We start from the raw sequence: 16,330 nt of genomic DNA on the forward strand, positions 1-16,330 counted from the left end.
GTCTCAGTGCGGGTGGCTGGCGGGCGCGGTCGGCAGCTCGGCCTTGACGGTGCGGACCACCTCTCCGGCGGTGTCGCTGGCCACGCTGTAGCCGTCCTTCCGCACAGCGTCTTCCAGCAAGTCACGGGAGAGGCGTCCGTGCTCGTGGAGGAGGTCACGGGCGTATTTGTTGAGGAGATCCCGTGTGGCGCGCGGCTTGGAGTTTGAGCGCTTCGACTCCGCCCGTGAGGCCGTGCTGTGGCCGCTGCCCGGCGGCTCCTCGTCCGGCTTTCGTTCCAGGCCGAAGGTTGTGCGGGCGGGCTGTTGCGGGCGGGTTTCGGGCTGGGGGCGGGGCGCCGGGTCGGCGGCATCATCGCCCGCGCCCCTGGAGGGCGGGCGGCCCGAGATTTCTGCCCGCTCTCCTGCCGTGGCCCGCGGCCGGGCCGTCGCGGAGCCGCCCTTCGTACGCACGGAGGGTTCGGGCCAACGCGCGGGCAATGGCTTGGAGGCCAGGGAAGCGACCTGCCGACGGGTGGCGAGTTTGCGCAACAGGAGCTCGTCCTGGTGCTCGTCGCGGTCGACATCAGCCTGCTCCAGGGCCTGGTGCAGGCGGCGGGTGAGGCGCCGGCCTCGCCACTTGGTGCGTTTGCCGGGTGTCATGGTCTCTGCCCGGAGGATCAGGGTTACGGCCCGGTCGAGGGCGCGGTCGCGGATGATCCGGGCGGCATCCGCGTCCCGGTCGGCAATTCCCAGACGAGCCAGCAGCCGTTCGCGTGCCTGTCGGGTGAGGAGGGCGGTCAGGCTGCGGGAGTCGGCGTGCGGGCTGCGGTGGCGCAGTTCGATGCCCATGGCCAGGTGCCAGAGCACTGCCGCCAGGACCGGGCCGACGAAGGCCCGCACAGTTCCGCCGACCAGCCCGGACTCGGCGTAGGCGGGCACAATCTGCACGCAGGTGATCACCCAGGTGAGAGTGCCGGGCACCCCGGGCGCCTGCTTGGAGCCGTTGAGGTTCGCTCGCGCCATCAGCGCGGTGGCGAACAGCGCCAGTTCGGCGGCGGCGAACATCGCGGCGCGCTCGACGGCGCTGCCCATGTCGAGGTAGTCGGCGGCGAAGCGCCAGCTGGTGTCCGCGCTGTAGGCGGTGCAGCCGATCGCGGCGACGGCGGCGACCGGGATCGCGGCGGTGCTACGGCGCTGTCCCGCGCTCGGCTTCCGCCGGTACTTCCCCAGGGACCATGCGACGGACAGTACGACGACGAGCAGAGCCGCGATGGCAGCAGGCGCAGGGAACCAGTGCGGCAAGGCGGGCATGCCGACGTCGATGGCGCTGATGAGCGTGGTGGTGCCAGGGGTCATGCAGAGGCTCTCCAAGGGACCCGCGCGTTCCAGGGCAGCCGGAAGCACGTGCGGGTGAGGTGGTGGGACGGGGAGGGATCGCGGGCCGTTCAGACGGAGGGCGCGGTGCGGCGTCGGTCGGGGCCGGTGAGGATGACGCGTTCGGTCATCTCGGCGAGCCGGGAGGCGACGCGGTCGCCGAGGGTGGTGCGGAGCTCGGTGGTGGGGAGGTTGGTGGTGATGAGGGTGGGGAGCATGTGCTCGTACCGGTGGTTGATGAGCCGGTAAGTGAGCTCCTCGGTCCACTCGCTGGTCTTGGCCGCGCCGAGGTCGTCCAGGAGCAGTAGCGGGCAGCGGGCGAGCGTCTGCAGTTCCCGTTCGCCGTCGTGGCCGGCGCGGGGGCGGAGCCGTGCGTGCAGGTCGGCGGAGGTGGTGGCCTCCCAGCGCAGGCGGACGCCTCGGGTGAGGAGGGCCCGGACGGCGCCGTACGCTTGGTGGGTTTTGCCGGTGCCGGTGGGGCCGGCGATCAGCAGCGACGGGCCCTCGGAGATGCCGGGTCCGGTCGGGCCGGGGCGTCCGGCGCGGGCGATCTGGTCGGCCCAGACGGTGATCTGGGGGTGGTCGGCCAGGGCGCGGCGGTAGCGGGCGGGGATGCGGGCGTCGGCGAGTTCCAGGGCGGTGACGGTCTCGGGCGCCGGGTCGTGGGCGGCTGTGGTGGTGGGGTCGATGCCGCGGTTGGCGAGGATCGTGTTGAGCCGGTCGGCGATCTGGCCGACGGGCTGGGGGGCGCGGGTGAGGGTGGCGGTCAGAGCTCATCTCCGTAGGCGGCGACGACGTCGGTGGGGTTCGTCCACGTCCGGTGGGCGGCGGGTGTGGTGGGGGATGCGGCGTTCATGACCTCGTGGACGAGGCTGGGCAGGACGCCCGGGGACAGGCCCTTGGCCCGGTGGCGTTCGAGGGCGGCCCGGAGGTGTGCGGGGGCGATGCCCTCGTCGAGCAGCTTGCGCACCTGTTTGCCGAGATGGTTCAGGAAGGCATCCGGCGGGCGGTGGTTGCACGCGGCGATGTACTCGCCGAGGAGCTGCTTGGCCGAGACGGTGTCGGGCGCGTGGGCGCTGGCGCCCCCCGAAGGGATATCTCCTAGATCCACGGTCCTAGGTCCTAGATCCGGACCGTGAGACGTCACTGCTGCCTCACGGACCGCTCCCTGATCCCTCACGGAGGACTCCGGGAAGCGCTCCTGACCTGCCACTTCGCTCTCAAGCCTCGGATTCAGTGCGGACTCCCTGACCGCGCCGGAACCTTCAGTGAGGACTGCGTGAGGCGGCGGCGAGTACTCCGTGACACCGGCGCTCACGGCAGGAGCCGACGTGACCGAAGCCTCGTGAACCGGGCAGCCCGGGAGGCGGCTCTTGCTCGGCCGGTTGATCTTCTGATGCTGATGCCAGGTCACGATGTGCAGGTACCGCTTGTGATCCGGCGTCTTGTAGCGGCAGATCAGCCCGGCGTCGGCGAGCTGGGCGAGGTCCGTCTCGACATCGGACGGGGTGTGCTCCGGGCGTAGTACCCACAGCTGCCCGGCGATGATCGCGGCGTGGTCGCGGTGGCGGCCCTGGTCGTCGGCCTGGGTGAGCAGGCCGAGGAAGGTGCGCTCGGCGGTCAGGGAGACGACGGCCAGGGACTCGGAGACGAAGGCTTCGGGCTTGATGGTGCGGATTCGTGCCAAGTGCGGGGCGGTCCTTACTCGGTGGCCTGTGCGCGGACATCACGGCTCACCGTCGGTCGGGGCGGGATTCGAGGGGGTGTTGGCGCGGACGCGCGCCGGGAAGCGATTGCGTTTCCGGGGGGTGTCGTCAACATAGCCACACCCCAGTCGCGCAAGTCCAGCTCTATCCGGCGCAATCTCTCACGGCAGAAAGGCTGCGAGAAATGGGGCTCGGTAGCGGGGTGGGAGCAAAACCGTAAGGCACGATCGGCCGTTGACCAAATAGGTGCCCGGATCGCAGAGCCAGAAGCATCACGTCGGCAAGCCGTTGACGAGCCGCAGATGGGGAAGCTACAACACAAAACCGCACGTCAGAGTCATGATCGACGCGCTGTTCCGTGCCTCTTCCCCGCTCCCTGGAACCGCATCTCGGCAAACGACGCGAGCGCAACATAGACCACGATCGCCGGTTACCCAAACCGGCGAATGCACCTTTAAATTTGAGCCATGCCCCCACGCCCACTGGAAGTCGGACCCGCAGGAATGCAGGCGGCCCGCACCATCGAAATGCTCCGAACCGAACGCGGCCTGTCACAACGCCAGTTGGCCGGCCGCGTGACCGCCTTCGGCCATCCGATGTCCAACACAATGCTGTCCCGCATCGAACGCGCCCAACGCCGATGAGATGCTGACGACCTCGTCGCGATCGCCGAAGCCTTCGTGGTCTCGCCTCTCGTGCTGCTGCAGGGCCGACCGCCACGTGACGAGGACCGCTCAGCACCGCTGACCGAGCACGCCCCCACCCATTTAGGACCCGCCCTTCTTGCACCACTCCGAGATACCCCCTGCCCTCGTACAACGCCTTCCCGGCACCGAGGGGGGATACCCCTTGCCCCGCCTCTACCGCCCCGAAGAAATCGCTGAAGCCCTCGGCTGCTCCGCCTGGTGGGTCAAGGACCGGGCCCGACGCGGACTCATCCCGCACACTCGCGTCGGCCGCGCCTACCGCTTCACCGCCGCGCACCTCGCCGAGATCGTCCGCCTCCACGAAGAGCGCCCGAAGCGATCCGTTAGCAGCACGCCGGTGAGCCGTGCAACGACAAGTCCTCCGGCTGGACGAACTCGTGCCGCCCGGCCTCCTGAGCCGACTACGGCCCCGACGCCAGGGCGTCTGCGGGCTCGACCGCCGCGCCGTACCCAGTACGAGACCGTCGCGTAGCGCGCCCGCACCCAGTCACAAGCCGAGAGCAGGGGAGGAAGACGGAAGTTGGGTTTCGCGGAGAAGCGCGGAAACTACTGGCGCGGCCGGTACAAGACCGCGCCCGGCAAGCACCTCACGGTGGTCGACGACATCGGCAAGGCGATCCGGTTCGCCACCAAGGGCGAGGCCCAGCGCGCCGCGAGCGAGGCCGAGAACAAGTACCGGCGCGGCGACTGGCGCGACCCGGCACTCGGCCTGGAGACCTTCGGCGAGTACGCCAACCGCTGGTACGAGGCCCAGGACCTGGCCGCCTCGACCATGCAGAACTACAAGCGCCACATCGAGGAGCACCTCCTCCCCGACTTCGAGGACAAGGCGCTCGCCGGCATTCTGCGCACGGACGTCGACCTGTGGGAGAAGAAGGAGAAGGCCGCCTACGCGGCCTCCAGCGTCAAGACCTGGCGCTCGACGCTCCACCTGATCTTCGAGGACGCGATCGACGAGGGCCTGATCACCTCGAACCCGGCCGCCAGGCGACGCGGACGCGGCAAGCGCGCCGGACGCTCCCGCGACCGCGGCCCGGAGAAGGTGGTCACTGACCCGCTCGGCATACTGCTGACTGCCGAGCGGGCCGCCCTGCTCTCCGGCCGCGACGACGAGTTCGTCGCCGTCGTCCTCAAGGGCTACACCGGCATGCGCTGGGGCGAAATCGTCGGCCTGGAGACCGAGTTCGCCCGCCCCGGGGCCGTCCGCGTCGAGTGGCAACTGTACGAACTCGACACCGGCGAGCTCGTCCGCTGCCCGCCCAAGGACGACAGCTACCGCACCATCGACGCGATGGTCTGGCTGTCGGCCCTGGTCACCAACCACGTCGCCCGTACGAAGCCGAAACCCTGCCCGTGTCACGGCAAGACCTACGTCTTCCGGGGCCAGGGCACGGCCCGCACCGGCGGCCACCACGGCGCGAAGCTCGTCGATGTCGCACGCCGAGCCGAAGTCTCCACCGGCACGGTATCCAATGTCCTCAACCACCCCGACCGCGTCACCGAAGCCAAGCGGGTCAGGGTGGAACAGGCCATTACAGATCTGGGGTTCGTGCGCGGCGGGGCGGTATCGCAACACGCAGCCCACTGGCGCCGAAACGGCTTCGCCACCTGGCTGTTCACCCCGGCGGTCTCCGGCTGGTACCCGAAGAAGGCACCGCAGGAGGCCCGACCCGTACCGCTCCTCGGCGAGCCGTGGCCCGGCGTCCCAGCCCGAGGACGTGGCGCCAGCGACCGGGCCGACGCCTGCTGGCTCCCGATTGCCAAGGGCCTCACACCCCACGGCCTCCGCCACACCCACCGAACGGTGATGGAGGACCTCGGCACCGAGAAGGTCCTCATGGACGACCGCATGGGCCACATCGACGGCTCGGTCTCCGCGCGCTACGCCCATGTCACTGCCGGCATGCGCAATCGGCTCAAGCTTGGACTGACCGAGCAGTGGGATACGGCACTCGACGTTCGGCTGGCCATGAGCCCCACATCGCCGGTGCGCGTCCTCAACGAGCTTCTGCGTTTGCGGCGGCTTGCTCTCCGTAGCGTTGGCTAAGTTGGTTGGGCCCGGCGCCGAATGCTCGGTGCCGGGCCCAACGCGTTCCGGTCGGAAGTGGACTTCTGAAGCACGCGTGCGTTTGGCGGGGACCTAATGGTCAGGGTGCAGTACTGCGTAGATCGTCCCCTGAACGGCCGGTCCGCTGCTTGAAGGCGACTACCTTGCCATCCGCTCTTGGCTGGCCGGAACGCGCTGATGAGGTGTTCGCGACCGGCTGCGGAGCGATGGACCGCAGGATCGTAGGCTGGATCGCCAGTTGGTCTGACGCGCGTAGATACGGTTTGTCCCCGTACTGGCGCTGCAGGAGGCTCCAAAGGAGCAGGGGAGCCTCCTGTCCTACCGACACCGGCTCCTCCTTGCGCCAGCCGCGCTGAGTGAGCTGCACATATAGCGATCGCTTGCGGCTGTCGTCGATGTGACCGACTGCGGCACCACGAAGGATCAGGGCCTGCATCGACACCCCCCATGTCTGCTTCCGGCGAGCGAAGCCCTCCAAGGTCAGACGGTCCGTGATCTCCTCCCGTGCCCTTTCGTAGGGGACAAGCAGGGCGCCGGCGAACCTGTTTGCTTCACCCTCGGGATCTGCTGCGCGTGGCCTGAAGGTGTGGAGTACGAGGTGACCGAGTTCATGAGCGAGAGTGAACCGGTCCCGGTCGCCCTGTGCGCCTGGAAAGTACGCGATCAGTGCGGTCTCTCCGATGCCAGCCCAGTATGAAACGCCGAAGTGCTTGTTCGTTGGGCTAACTGAGTCGCCCGTTGGATCAGGCAGCACGATGGGGGCAACCGCGATACCAGCGCGCTCAAGCGCACGTGTGAGGTGGGGGATGGGCTTGTCTGGGGCTAGGCGCAGGGCCTCGCGAGTCTGGGCTGCCAGTTCCTCAATGTCGTCTTGCGACAGGTCTTGTGTGCTGGCGAACGGAAGTGGCGGTGCCGGGTAGCCGGCCCTGTTGGTGATCTCCTCTGTCACGCGAAAGCTCTCGCCGTAGAACGCGCTGATCCGGCGGGTGACAGTCCGGCTCGCAGTTGCCATCTTGCGAAAGCGCAACGAGTCCAGTGGTACGGAGGAAGGCTGCGCGTAGAAAAAGCTCATCGGCGTATCGGTGGCTTCAGCAATCACGCGCAGCCGGTCCTCTGCTGGCTCGCGTGCACCTGTCTCAACCTGCGAGGTCCAGCTTTGGCTGATTCCTGTCAGGCGGTGGAGGTCGGCACCGGTGAGCCCGAGGAGGTCGCGGAGTGTCCGCAGCCGCTCACCAGGGGAAGCCTCCAGTGCCGTCGGCATCGTTCGTCTCCTCATCCGGAAGTTCGAGTTCCAGACCTTCATCTTGCGGCTCGAAGTGAAGGTCTCGCAGGTCGGATGCACTGGCGAGCAGCGGAAAATCAAGATCGACAAGCTGTTCTTTGCCGAACCTCCACGTTCCGATGGTCCGCACTACCCGGAACAACGGTGCTCCCTCGGCATCGATACGCCAGAGGATAAGCAGGTCGTTGTCTTCCGGCCCCATCAGGGTCGGCTGTCCGAACTTCGTCAATGGGCGATTCTGGTAGAAGGCGCGCCGCTGACGGTTCGGTCCAGGAGCCGGGACGTGATCGTCCCTGAAGCCATGCAGCAGTCGGGTGCAGTACTCATCGTTCGTAAGCCACAGCTCGCCATTCCGGCGGTGGTTGCCGCTGAGCTTCCAGTCGCCGAGCCTGGCCGCCGCTGTACCGAGGCGGTAGTGGACGAAGGCGCGGGTCATGTGCGTGCGTATCCAGCCGTAGGCGTGGCCGTTCATCTCGGGCACCTGGGCCCGCTGGTGCTGAACAGCCCACGCGAAGGCGTCGTGAAGGGGCTCACAGAGCTGCGCGGTGGCGTCGCGGATGTGCGCGACCTCATCCTTAATCACATCCGTGAAAATATCACGGGAAAAGTTAAGGGTGTAGCTGGTTACTCACAAACGCCTTGGGATGCAGGGGGCCTGACGGGTCATAGAGTCCTGCCATACGGCGCGCTGTGCCCTGCTGTACGGGCCCGATCACGTGGACTGACGGCGGGTGTCATGGGGCTCGATCAGGCGTATGCGGTCGCCCAGGAGAGCAGAGCTGATGCCGACTTCGCGCGCAGCTATAGCTCGCTGGGGCAGAGGTAGCAGGGTCAGCTGGCTCTCGCAGGAACGGTGAATGCTCACCGACGGTCCATCAGACCTGGCTCAATAGGCACATGGAGATTGGCGAGCACTGGGCATACCGCGCGAGGCCGAAGGGCTTGGGTAGCGAGGTCCGCCAGGTCGAGGTCGTACGCGTGGGCAGCTCCGGCAGGTCTGGCTGGATCCACGTGCGGTTTCTCGAAGGCGATGCCGCTGGCTTGCAGGAGTGGGTCAGTTCCGGCTCTCTCGTAGCGCCGTGGGCGGATGTCGATACGTTCCGCGCGGATGACGCGGCGGAGCTGGCGCTGGCGGAGTCCTCTCGCCACGTCCGGGGCAGCACGGATTTCGAGGCGGCCCGCATGATCCTCGGCTTCGTCCGTCCGAAGAACAGGCTCCGCCTGCGCCGAACAGTGGCCGACGCCGGGGTCCTGGAACTGAGCCGCCTCGACGAGACGGCACCGCTCATCGGCATGGATGCAGCCGAACTCCGCAGCGACGCCATGGTGTACGAGAACCGCCACGGCATGTGCCTGGCCGGGTGGCCGGTCACCGAGCGCGTTACCCGTCAGATCGCCGGCCGCCTCGCCGACGAGATCCTTCCGGAGGTGGATCGCAAGCAGCAGGGCGTCGAACAGGAGCGTGCCCAGTCCTCCTGGTACTCCTACAGCCGACGGGACGACCGGAAGCTGGACGCAGAGGCAGCTGTCTTGCGAACCGTCCGGGCCTGGTGCGGCGAAGACAAGGCCGACCGCTACGACGAGTTGGTCGCCCTGCGCGCCGAGGTCATCCGGCTCGGAGAACTCGTCGACAAGGCGGTCAAGGCCCTACGCGACCGAGGTCACGGCGTCATCGCCTCCACCATTGAGCGCGACCTTGGCGTCCATATCGCCACCCTTGATCCTGATGTGCGTCGATGACGCCGCGCCACGAGTCCGGCTCCGGCTTGGGAGGCGTTGGCTGAGGCGGAGGCTCCTTCTCCGGACGGTCCGGCCGCCAGCCGTCGAGGAACGGTCGCAGCTGCTTCTTCGTCGGCTCCACGTTGAAGTCACGGGCGGCCAGACCCTTGCCATTCGTCGTGGGGTCGAGCTGATCGGCCTCTGTGTTCCCCCAAGCCGACCACTCGCGCAGCCTCTCAGTTTCGAGGGCGTCCTCCGATGCGGCGGCGACGTCATCCAGCGCGGCACAGAAGGCCCGGATCTCACCGGCGACCCGCCACTGCTCCAGGGCCGTGCCGAAGTGCTCGGCCCGTACCGCGTGAACCGCCTGCACCGAAGCCGCACTTACCGCGGCCTCCCACTCCCGCCGCTCGCGCTCCTCCCGCTCCTCCGCCAGTCGTCGGCGCTCGGCCTCCTGGCGCTCCCGCTCCTCGCGGAGACGCCGTTGCTCGGCCTCTCGTTCTAGCCGTGCCTGCTCCTGCTCCTCCGCGCGTGCCTTCAACGCCCGGAAGATTGAGGCGATCTGCTCCTCCAGCGGCTTCTTGGCCGTGTCGGCCCATTCCTTCTTCCAGCCGTAGTTGTAGCTGTAGCCCGAGTTCTCGCTGACCAGCAGTTCCAGTTCGCCGGACGGCTCAAACTTCTGGGCCGGCGTGACCCGCTGCCAGTCGTACGTGCGTCGGCCCGGCTGCTTGGGGACGTACCGGACCTGCTTCTGCCGCTCACGGAAGCCGACCTCGTACGTCCTGCCGTGGACAGTGAGCAGCGGCCTTGGCTGCCTGCGCTTCTTGGACACCGCGATCTCGCCGTACCGTGCGAGGGCCTGTTCGGCGAGCAGCCGGATCAGCGCGAGCACCCTCGGCAGGACCTCGTCGGAGATCTCGAAGGCGCTGTGATCCTTGGTGACCGCGGCGAGCACGTCCTCGACGTCGGTGATCACTCGGCTGCGCGCCAGCCGGATTCGGTTCCACTCGGTGTCGTCTTCGCCGGACACCCTCAGCAGACCGAGGAAGAAGTCGCCCTTCGCCCGCCCGCTGTACTTCAGGTGGTACCCATCCGGAGCGCACTGCCGTGCCGCGTCGAACGCTCTGCGATACCGAGCCCGTTCCTCTGCGCTGGGGTCAGGGATCCGAAGGAATCGTCCGGCCTCCTGCACCTGCGCGATGAGCGCCGGCCCGATAGCTGCTGGCGACGGGCGCGGAGGTTTCACAGCCCGTTTCGGGGCGGGCTTTGGCTCGGTCGGGAGATCGGCATCCTGCGACGGACCAGCGGCAACCGGCGCCCCGGATTCAGACGCCGCAGCGCGAGGCTTGCGTGGAGCCAACTCCGGACGGTCGGGATGGTGCCCGTGCTCCAGGTAGAAGCGCCCCGCGTCAGTGATCTCGGCCTGCCACCTCCCCTTCTTCCGGGGCATGGTCACCAAGCCCCGATCCCTGAGCGCGCGAGCCGTGACGGCGAGCTCGGGGCTGTCCGACGTGACGGGGTCGGTTCCGCCCCCGATACGGGTGAGGAGTGCGAGTTGCCGGTCATTTAACGGAGACCAAGGGTGCATGGCGATCGTCGTACCGTCTCAGGTCTGCGCGGCACAAGCCGGGCAGCTCCTCGGGGAACCACCGGGAGCCGGATCTCGAAGATCACACCCAGTTGGTTCCCAAATGGCTCCCAAAACAGGGTTGCAAAGCAAATCAGGCCCGGTTCTGATCTCTCAGAACCGGGCCTGACCTGGTGTTTTGGCTGTCGGGGTGGCGGGATTTGAACCCACGACCTCTTCGTCCCGAACGAAGCGCGCTGCCAAGCTGCGCTACACCCCGATTGTCACTGCTTGTCGCGGCGACGTCGTTTACTTTAGCCCACCGGTGGCCGGAGACGAAATCCGGTTTTCGGGGCGGCGGTCGTGGCGGCTGGGGCGGCCGCGGCGGGGGTGTACGAGGTCGGGGCGGAGGTGGTCGATGACGATGAGGAGGAGGGCCAGGGCGTAGGAGGCGAGGCCCAGGAGGAGGGCGTTGCCGAGGACGCTCTTGTAGCCGTGCCGGTCGACATCCAGGAACGGATACAGGTACGGGGCCGGCCAGTCGGGGGTCACCAGTGCGGCCCGGCCGAGTGTGAGGAGCAGGTACGCCATCGGGTAGAGCAGCCAGGCCGCCGCATGGCTCAGGCGTGGCGGCGACGGGCGGGTCAGGAGCAGCCAGTCCGCCACCACCGCGAGGGGGATCGCCGTGTGGAAGGCCGCGTTCGTCACCGCGAGCCAGCCGGTCGGGTCGACCGGGGCGCCTGTCGGCGTCATGGTCATGGAGAACGTCGCCGGATCCCTCGTCAGGATCAGGTGGTACACCAGTGCCGTGATCGTGGCATAGAGAACCGTGCCGCCCGTCATCCAGGAGGGCAGGGGCCGCCCGGCCACCCACGCGCGGCGGGCCGAGGCGGCGAAGACCACCGCCACCAGGGCCGTGCTCTGGACCGAGAAATGGCTGAACGCGCGCAGTGGGCTGCCCAGCACCATCTCGGTCACCACGGCCGCTGCCGCCGCCAGTGCGATCAGGGCGCGGCACACCGCCGCCAGTGGGCGTCGGGCCGGTGCCACCACCGCCGTCGCGGGCACGACGGACGTCACCGGCGCCGGAATGCCCGAGATCGCGGGCAGGTCGGGGATGTCCCTGGGTATCGGTGAGGTCATGCGCTCACGCTAGGACGACCCGGCGAAACGGGCTATTCGGGGTGATCCGTACGGGTCAACGCTCCGGCCGAGCCGGACTCCACACCCCTCCCCGGTCCGTCGATCGCCCCCTCAGCCAGCCGAATCCTCCCGCCCCACCAACGTCAGCAACGAGGCCTCCGGAGGGCAGGCGAACCGTACCGGGGTGTAGCGGTTGGTGCCGCAGCCGGCCGAGACGTGCATGTACGCGGTGTGGCCGTCGGCCGTGTGCGTGGAGAGGCCCTTCACGCGCTCCGTGTCGAGGTCGCAGTTGGTGACGAGGGCGCCGTAGAAGGGGATGCAGAGCTGACCGCCGTGGGTGTGGCCGGCCAGGATCAGGGGGTAGCCGTCGGCGGTGAAGGCGTCGAGGGTGCGGAGGTAGGGGGCGTGCACGACGCCCAGGGAGAGGTCGGCGGAGTCGGACGGACCGCCGGCCACGCGGGCGTAGCGGTCCCGCTTGATGTGCGGGTCGTCGAGGCCGGTCAGCTCGACCGACATGCCCTCGACCTTCAGTGTGCCGCGGGTGTTGGTGAGGTTGAGCCAGCCCGCCCCGTCGAACCCGTCGCGCAGGTCCTCCCACGGGTTGTGGATGGCGCCGACCACCGGCTTGTTGCCGTTCAGCCCATGGCGGCCCTGGGCCTTCTCCAGCAGGTAACGGGCGGGGTTGCGCAGCTTGGGGCCGTAGTAGTCGTTCGAGCCGAAGACGTACGCGCCCGGGAACTCCATCAGCGGGCCCAGCGCGTCCAGCACCTCGGGGACACCCTCGGGGTCGGAGAGGTTGTCCCCGGTGTTGATCACGAAGTCGGGGCGCAGCCCGGCCAGGGAACGCAGCCAGCGCTGCTTCTTGCGCTGCCCGCTCACCATGTGGATGTCGGAGACCTGGAGTATCCGCAGCGGCCGCATGCCCGGTGGCAGCACCGGCACCGTCACCCGCCGCAACCGGAAGGAGCGGGCCTCGAAACCCGCCGCATACACCACACCGGCGGCACCGACCGCCGCGATCCCCAGAGGTACTCCGTATCGCGCTCGCATGTGTCCATCGTGTCAGACCCCGCCGAGCCCGCGTGCGCGCCTGTGGACAACTCCGGAACAGCGCCGCCGATCGTCAACTCCCCCTGTGGACAACCGACTCCGTCTCCCGGTCCGCGTTTCTCACCCCGCCCGCACACACCAGCGAAATCAACGCGCGCTCCTCGCACCGCACCTGCGACAATCGACCCCATGACCACGCTCAAGTCGAAGCTGCAGGAAGACCTCAACGCCGCCATCAAGGAGCGCGACGAGCTCCGCTCCTCGACGCTCCGGCTGACCCTCACCGCGATCACCAAGGAGGAGGTCGCGGGCAAGGAGAAGCGCGAGCTCTCCGACGACGAGGTGCTCCAGGTGATCACCAAGGAGGCGAAGAAGCGCCGTGAGGCCGCGGACGCGTTCGCCCAGGGCGGTCGTACCGAGTCGGCCGAGCGGGAGAAGGCGGAGGGCGCGCTCCTCGCCGAGTACCTGCCCAAGCAGCTGTCCGACGAGGAGCTGCGGCAGATCGTCGTCCAGGCCGTCGAGGAGGCCAGGGCCGCCGGTGCCGAGGGCCCGCGCGCCATGGGCCAGGTCATGAAGATCGTCAACCCGAAGGTGGCCGGGCTCGCGGAGGGCGGCCGGGTCGCCGCCCTCGTGAAGCAGCAGCTCGCCGGCGGCTGAGTCGGCCGCACGCACGACCGGACTTCGCGCCACAGCGGAACGGCGGTGGGGGCGTCCCTTACAAGGGACGCCCCCACCGCCGTATGCGTACCGGCCGGAGTAGCAGCTGATCGGAGAGCCAGCCGATCGGAGAACGTACCGGCCGGAGAACGGGCCGGCCGAAGACCCATCGGATCAGGCTCGGACAGCCCTCTCAGGTCCTGCCGTCACCCGACCAGCGACGACCGTCACCCGACCAGGGCCGGCCGTCACCCGAACCCGCCCCCGTTGCCGTTCCCGTTGTTCCCGCCGTTGCCCTGCCCCTGGATGAAGTTCTCCGGGATGCTGAACTCCGGCGTCGGGAACCTCGTGCCGCCGTCGGCGCCGCCGATGAAGCCGTCGTTGTCGCCGTCGTCACCGTTGCCGTTGTCGTCGTCGTTCCCGCCCCGGCCTCCGTTGCCGTTCCCGTTGTCGTCGTCCCCGCGGTCGCGGTCCGGCTGCGGGTCGGGGATGTAGACGCGGTTGAAGTCGGGGTTGGGCTTGCCCTCCAGCGCGCCGGACATCATGTCGCGCCAGATCGGGCCGGGAACCTTGCCGCCGAAGACCTTGCCGTACCTCACTCCGCCGATGGTGATGTTGACCATCTGGCGCTTGTGCGCGGGGTCGCCCACCCAGACGGCACCGGCCATGTTCGGGGTGTAGCCCACGAACCAGGCTGCGTAGCGGTAGTCCGTCGTACCGGTCTTACCGGCGCTGGGACGGCCGCTGCCGAGGCCGGCCTCCGTACCCGTACCGTCCTCGACCACGCCCCTGAGCAGGGCGTTGATGGTGTCGGCGGTGTTCTCGGACATGGCGCGCGAGCAGGTCGACTTCGGGACGTCCAGCGACTTCGACGTCTCACCGACCCGCTGGGTGATGGACTCGATGGCGACCGGCGTGCAGTACATACCGCGCGAGGCGAAGGTGGCGTACGCGTTCGCCATGGTCAGCGGCGACATCTCCTGGGTGCCGAGCGCGATCGACGGGGCCTGGTCGATCTTGCGGCCGTCGGCCCGCTCGACGCCCATCTTCTTCGCCATCTTCGTCACCGGGCAGATGCCGATGTCCGCGATCATCTGGACGAAGTAGGTGTTGACCGAGAGCGCGGTCGCCTTCTTCATCGAGTACGGACCGACCTCGGACGTGTTCTCGTTGGTGAGATCCGCGGCGGCGCTGCCGGTGCCGTTGCGCCAGGTGGCGCCGTCACAGGCGGAGATCGGGCTCGGGTAGTTCATCTTGTACGGCGCCGAGTACGACTTCGTCGGGGCCATGCCGTCCTCGAGGGCGGCCGCGGCGACGATCGGCTTGAACGTCGAACCGGGCTGGTAGCCCGCGCCGCCGCCCATGGACTCGTCGACCGACAGGTTGATCGTGGTCTCGTTCTTCTTTATGTCGAGACCGTAGGGCCGCGACTGGCCCATGGCGAGGATCTTGCCGGTGCCGGGCTCCACGATGGTGGCGGCCGTGGCGACCTCGTCCGTCTGGTTGACATGGGACTTGATGGACGCCTGGACCGACTTCTGGGCCTTCGGGTCCATCGTCGTCCGAATGGTCAGACCGCCCTGGTTCCAGATCTTGGCCCGGGCCTCCTTGCTCTTCCCGAAGATCGGGTCGTTCAGGAAGACCTCACGGACGTAGTCGCAGAAGAAGCCCGCGTTCTTGACGGCCGTGATGCAGCCGTTCTTCGGCTTGCTGATGTCCAGGCCGAGCGGCTTGTCCTTGGCCTTGTCGGCCTCCGTCTGCGAGATGTCACCGACCTCGGCCATGCGCTGCAGCACGATGTTGCGCCGCTTGGTGGCCTCCTGCGGGTCGTTCACCGGGTCGTACCGGCTGGGCGACTGCACGATGCCGGCGAGGAGGGCGGCCTCGTCGACGTCCAGGTCCTTGGCGGACTTGGAGAAGTAGCGATGGGAGGCGGCCTCGACGCCGTAGGCCTGCTGGCCGAAGAACGTGATGTTCAGGTAGTTCTCGAGGATCTTCTTCTTGCCCAGCTCCTCTTCGAGCTGGATCGCCTTCTTCAGCTCGTTGATCTTCCGGCCGAGGGTCTGCTGGGTGGCCTGCTGGACCTTGGTCGGGTCGTCCCCGGCCTCCTCCACGGCGACGTTCTTCACCAGCTGCTGCGTCAGCGTGGACGCGCCCTGGGCGACACCGCCTTCCTGCGCGTTGCGGTTGAGCGCGCGCAGGACGCCCTTGAGGTCGATCGCGCCGTGCTGGTAGAAGCGGGCGTCCTCGATGGCGATGATCGCCTGCTGCATGTACGGCGAGATCTCCTTGAGATCGACCACCGTACGGTCGCGGCTGTACACCGTGGCGATCGAGTCGCCCTTGCTGTCCAGGATCGTCGTGCGCTGGCTCAGCGGTGGCTGCTTGAGATTGGCGGGGAGTTCGTCGAACCCCTCGACCGACCCCTTGGCCGCGAGCCCCAGGGCGCCGACCGCGGGCAGCGCGATGCCCGCCATGACGGCACCGGCGAGGACGCTGACACCTAGGAACTTGGCGGCCTGCTGTGTGGGGGACAGACCACCACCCGAGCGCTTGTTTGGCATGGGGGCAGCCTAATCCGTAGTTCTGATCGTTCCGAAGGAGCAGGTGGGTCCAGAGGGGTACGGGTGCCGGATCGTGACATCCGGGGCGCTCTGGAAAGCCCGAAGAACATGAACGGTTGTCTACGTTCTCATTCGCCGGACACGCGCGCAGGCGTTGGCCTAAGCTGCTCTCAACTGTCACAGCCGTAGGCCCTTGTATCAAGTACGTCGGGCGAGCCCGAATCGTTCTGACGTTCTTCCGATTTTTTTCCGGTGCCGTGTCCGAATCCACCTCGTGTGTCATTCGGTGTCCGTTGTGACGCATGTCAACTGTCCCGTTCTGACGGGATAGTCACGTATGTCCTCAGGTCACTCCCGCGGGTGATCTGCCGCTTACGCATAGTCCGTTCGGGCCATTCAAGATTGGGCCCGAAGGGGGTGTTGCGCTGTGCCCACCTTCCGTAACGTCCTCAACTGGCGGCGGTGAATATGCCGCTGCCGCCGTGGGGGAGCCTCGATTCGGGAGAGGACGGCG

At 68.0% G+C, this 16,330-nt stretch carries 13 protein-coding genes and 1 tRNA gene; 4 read left to right on the top strand and 10 right to left on the bottom strand.

The features are described 5' to 3' along the window. Positions 1-3: 3 nt before the first annotated feature. From J8M51_RS35885 to J8M51_RS35895, 3 genes are all read right to left on the bottom strand, one after another. Positions 4-1,335: a hypothetical protein gene (locus tag J8M51_RS35885; RefSeq protein ID WP_086752895.1), complete on the bottom strand. Its 1,332-nt coding sequence runs from the start codon at positions 1,333-1,335 to the stop codon at positions 4-6. An 89-nt stretch (positions 1,336-1,424) separates the two neighbouring features. Next, positions 1,425-2,123: an ATP-binding protein gene (locus tag J8M51_RS35890; protein ID WP_267299904.1), complete on the bottom strand. Its 699-nt coding sequence runs from the start codon at positions 2,121-2,123 to the stop codon at positions 1,425-1,427. Further along, the gene (locus tag J8M51_RS35895) at positions 2,120-3,040 is read right to left on the bottom strand and encodes a hypothetical protein (RefSeq protein ID WP_267299776.1); all 921 of its coding nucleotides are present in this window, start codon (positions 3,038-3,040) and stop codon (positions 2,120-2,122) included. The genes J8M51_RS35890 and J8M51_RS35895 overlap by 4 nt, the downstream gene beginning before the upstream one ends. Before the next feature lie 817 nt (positions 3,041-3,857). On the opposite strand from J8M51_RS35895, the gene J8M51_RS35905 reads away from it, so the two are divergent. Next, positions 3,858-4,238: a helix-turn-helix domain-containing protein gene (locus J8M51_RS35905; RefSeq protein ID WP_398857786.1), complete on the top strand. Its 381-nt coding sequence runs from the start codon at positions 3,858-3,860 to the stop codon at positions 4,236-4,238. 48 nt (positions 4,239-4,286) lie between these two features. Next, positions 4,287-5,813 carry a LacI family DNA-binding transcriptional regulator gene (locus J8M51_RS35910; RefSeq protein WP_086757975.1) on the top strand — a complete coding sequence of 509 codons (1,527 nt, stop codon included), beginning with the start codon at positions 4,287-4,289 and terminating at the stop codon, positions 5,811-5,813. 100 nt (positions 5,814-5,913) lie between these two features. On the opposite strand, the gene J8M51_RS35915 is transcribed toward J8M51_RS35910, so the two are convergent. Then, on the bottom strand, positions 5,914-7,095 hold the full coding sequence (locus J8M51_RS35915) for an XRE family transcriptional regulator (RefSeq protein WP_086757973.1): 1,182 nt from the start codon (positions 7,093-7,095) through the stop codon (positions 5,914-5,916). Further along, positions 7,064-7,699, bottom strand: coding sequence for a hypothetical protein (locus J8M51_RS35920; RefSeq protein WP_086757971.1), 636 nt, complete (start codon positions 7,697-7,699; stop codon positions 7,064-7,066). Before J8M51_RS35920 ends, J8M51_RS35915 begins: the two co-directional genes overlap by 32 nt. A 314-nt stretch (positions 7,700-8,013) precedes the next feature. Between J8M51_RS35920 and J8M51_RS35925 the strand changes: the two genes are divergently transcribed. Continuing rightward, positions 8,014-8,856, top strand: coding sequence for a PE-PGRS family protein (locus J8M51_RS35925; protein WP_086757969.1), 843 nt, complete (start codon positions 8,014-8,016; stop codon positions 8,854-8,856). On the opposite strand, the gene J8M51_RS35930 is transcribed toward J8M51_RS35925, so the two are convergent. The 4 genes from J8M51_RS35930 to J8M51_RS35945 form a co-directional block, all read right to left on the bottom strand. Then, on the bottom strand, positions 8,786-9,865 hold the full coding sequence (locus tag J8M51_RS35930) for a hypothetical protein (protein ID WP_256965309.1): 1,080 nt from the start codon (positions 9,863-9,865) through the stop codon (positions 8,786-8,788). The two genes, J8M51_RS35925 and J8M51_RS35930, sit on opposite strands and share 71 nt — an antisense overlap. Before the next feature lie 743 nt (positions 9,866-10,608). Beyond that, positions 10,609-10,682 (bottom strand) — tRNA-Pro (locus J8M51_RS35935). A 29-nt stretch (positions 10,683-10,711) separates the two neighbouring features. Continuing rightward, a complete protein-coding gene (locus J8M51_RS35940; RefSeq protein WP_107473763.1) occupies positions 10,712-11,545 on the bottom strand; it encodes a Pr6Pr family membrane protein in 834 nt (277 codons plus the stop codon). 111 nt (positions 11,546-11,656) lie between these two features. After that, positions 11,657-12,595 carry a metallophosphoesterase gene (locus J8M51_RS35945; RefSeq protein WP_086757965.1) on the bottom strand — a complete coding sequence of 313 codons (939 nt, stop codon included), beginning with the start codon at positions 12,593-12,595 and terminating at the stop codon, positions 11,657-11,659. 189 nt (positions 12,596-12,784) lie between these two features. Between J8M51_RS35945 and J8M51_RS35950 the strand changes: the two genes are divergently transcribed. Next, positions 12,785-13,252: a GatB/YqeY domain-containing protein gene (locus J8M51_RS35950; RefSeq protein ID WP_086757963.1), complete on the top strand. Its 468-nt coding sequence runs from the start codon at positions 12,785-12,787 to the stop codon at positions 13,250-13,252. 248 nt (positions 13,253-13,500) lie between these two features. Here J8M51_RS35950 and J8M51_RS35955 read toward each other — a convergent pair whose 3' ends face one another. After that, on the bottom strand, positions 13,501-15,816 hold the full coding sequence (locus J8M51_RS35955; protein WP_179203241.1) for a transglycosylase domain-containing protein: 2,316 nt from the start codon (positions 15,814-15,816) through the stop codon (positions 13,501-13,503). Positions 15,817-16,330: the final 514 nt, after the last annotated feature.

The sequence above is a fragment of the Streptomyces griseiscabiei genome (genome assembly GCF_020010925.1).
Classification (GTDB): Bacteria; Actinomycetota; Actinomycetes; order Streptomycetales; family Streptomycetaceae; genus Streptomyces; species Streptomyces griseiscabiei.

Coding starts and splice junctions, on each gene's coding strand:
- J8M51_RS35885 (WP_086752895.1), bottom strand. CDS start 1,335: ATGACCCCTGGCACCACCACGCTCATCAGCGCCATCGACGTCGGCATG.
- J8M51_RS35915 (WP_086757973.1), bottom strand. CDS start 7,095: ATGCCGACGGCACTGGAGGCTTCCCCTGGTGAGCGGCTGCGGACACTC.
- J8M51_RS35925 (WP_086757969.1), top strand. CDS start 8,014: ATGGAGATTGGCGAGCACTGGGCATACCGCGCGAGGCCGAAGGGCTTG.
- J8M51_RS35940 (WP_107473763.1), bottom strand. CDS start 11,545: ATGACCTCACCGATACCCAGGGACATCCCCGACCTGCCCGCGATCTCG.
- J8M51_RS35945 (WP_086757965.1), bottom strand. CDS start 12,595: ATGCGAGCGCGATACGGAGTACCTCTGGGGATCGCGGCGGTCGGTGCC.
- J8M51_RS35950 (WP_086757963.1), top strand. CDS start 12,785: ATGACCACGCTCAAGTCGAAGCTGCAGGAAGACCTCAACGCCGCCATC.
- J8M51_RS35955 (WP_179203241.1), bottom strand. CDS start 15,816: ATGCCAAACAAGCGCTCGGGTGGTGGTCTGTCCCCCACACAGCAGGCC.